Raw genomic sequence first — 1,622 nt, 5'->3', positions numbered from 1 at the left:
GGATCGAGGGCGACCCTGACGTGCCGGACTGGCGGCCGTCGCCGATGCAGGGCAGGGCATGGATGCCCTGCTGGATCAGGCGCGCCGGCGGCTGCATGTTCACCACCTCGGCCGCACCGGGATAGCCGATCGGCCCGGTGCCGCGGATCACCAGGATCGAGAAGGCGTCGATCTCAAGCGCAGGATCCTCGATCCGGTGGTGGTAGTCCTCGGGTCCGTCGAAGACCACCGCCTTGCCGACGAAGGCCTCCGGATCCTGCGGGTTCGCCAGATAGCGCTCCCGGAACTCCGGCGAGATCACGCTGGTCTTCATGATCGCGCTGTCGAACAGGTTGCCCTTGAGGTTCAGGAAGCCGGAATGGGCCTTCAGCGGCCGGTCGACCGGGCGGATAACCTCGGCGTTCAGGTTCTCCACGTCCCGGCAGTTGTCGCCGATGGCGCGGCCGTTGACCGTGACCGCGCCCGGATGCGGCAGCAGGCCGGACTTCAAGAGTTCGGCCACAACAGCCGGCACGCCGCCCGCCTGATGGAAGTCCTCGCCGAGATACTCGCCGGCCGGCTGCAGGTTGACCAGCAGCGGGATGTCGAGGCCGATTTTTTCCCAGTCGTCATTGTCGAGCGGCACGCCGAGATGGGCGGCGATGGCGTTCAGATGGATCGGCGCGTTGGTCGACCCGCCGATGGCGGAGTTGATGACGATCGCGTTCTCGAACGCCTCGCGCGTCATGATGTCGGACGGCTTGATGTCCTGCTCCACCATCTCGACGATGCGCTGGCCGGTCACATAGGCGATCTGGCCGCGCTCGCGATAGGGCGCCGGGATGGCGGCGGAGCCGGGCAGCTGCATGCCCAGCGCCTCGGCCAGCGAGTTCATGGTCGACGCCGTGCCCATGGTGTTGCAGTAGCCGACCGACGGGGCCGAGGCTGCGACGATGTCCATGAACTCGTCATAGTTGATCTCGCCGGTGGCCAGCCGCTCGCGCGACCGCCAGACGATGGTGCCGGACCCGACCCGCTCGCCCTTGTGCCAGCCGTTCAGCATCGGGCCGACCGACAGGGCGATGGCCGGGATGTTGACGGTGGCGGCCGCCATCAGCAGCGCCGGCGTGGTCTTGTCGCAGCCGACCGTCAGCACGACGCCGTCGAGCGGATAGCCGTACAGCACCTCGACCAGCGACAGATAGGTCAGGTTGCGGTCGAGCGTGGCCGAGGGGCGCTTGCCCGTCTCCTGGATCGGATGGCAGGGGAACTCGAACGGCACGCCGCCGGCGGCGCGGATGCCGGCGCTGACCCGCTTCGCCAGCTCGATATGATGCCGGTTGCAAGGCGACAAATCGGAGCCGGTCTGGGCGATGCCGATCATCGGCTTGCCGGACTGCAACTCCTCGCGCGTGATCCCGAAGTTCAGGTAGCGCTCGATATACAGCGCCGTCATCCCGGGGTCATCCGGGTTGTCGAACCATTGCTGGGACCGCAGTTTCGTTCCTTCGGAGCCTGGCATCGTCCTTCCTCCAGCGCCGGTTGGTCCGGCGCCCCTCTGCAAATGTAGGACGATATTATGACACCAGCGCCCCGTCCGGACACTATAGGAATTGTCGGGTCCGGTCCGCTCATTCGCAGGC

General features: G+C 66.8%; 1 protein-coding gene. It reads right to left on the bottom strand.

Annotation, left to right across the window (positions count from 1 at the left end; all coding sequences use genetic code 11):
* Positions 1 to 1,501 (bottom strand): IlvD/Edd family dehydratase (locus AC3XYG_RS15180; protein ID WP_489140678.1); only part of this gene is annotated, 1,501 nt, incomplete at its 3' end.
* Positions 1,502 to 1,622: the final 121 nt, after the last annotated feature.

This window comes from Inquilinus sp. (assembly GCF_057815775.1).
This window is presented reverse-complemented; position numbering and strand designations above follow the sequence as displayed.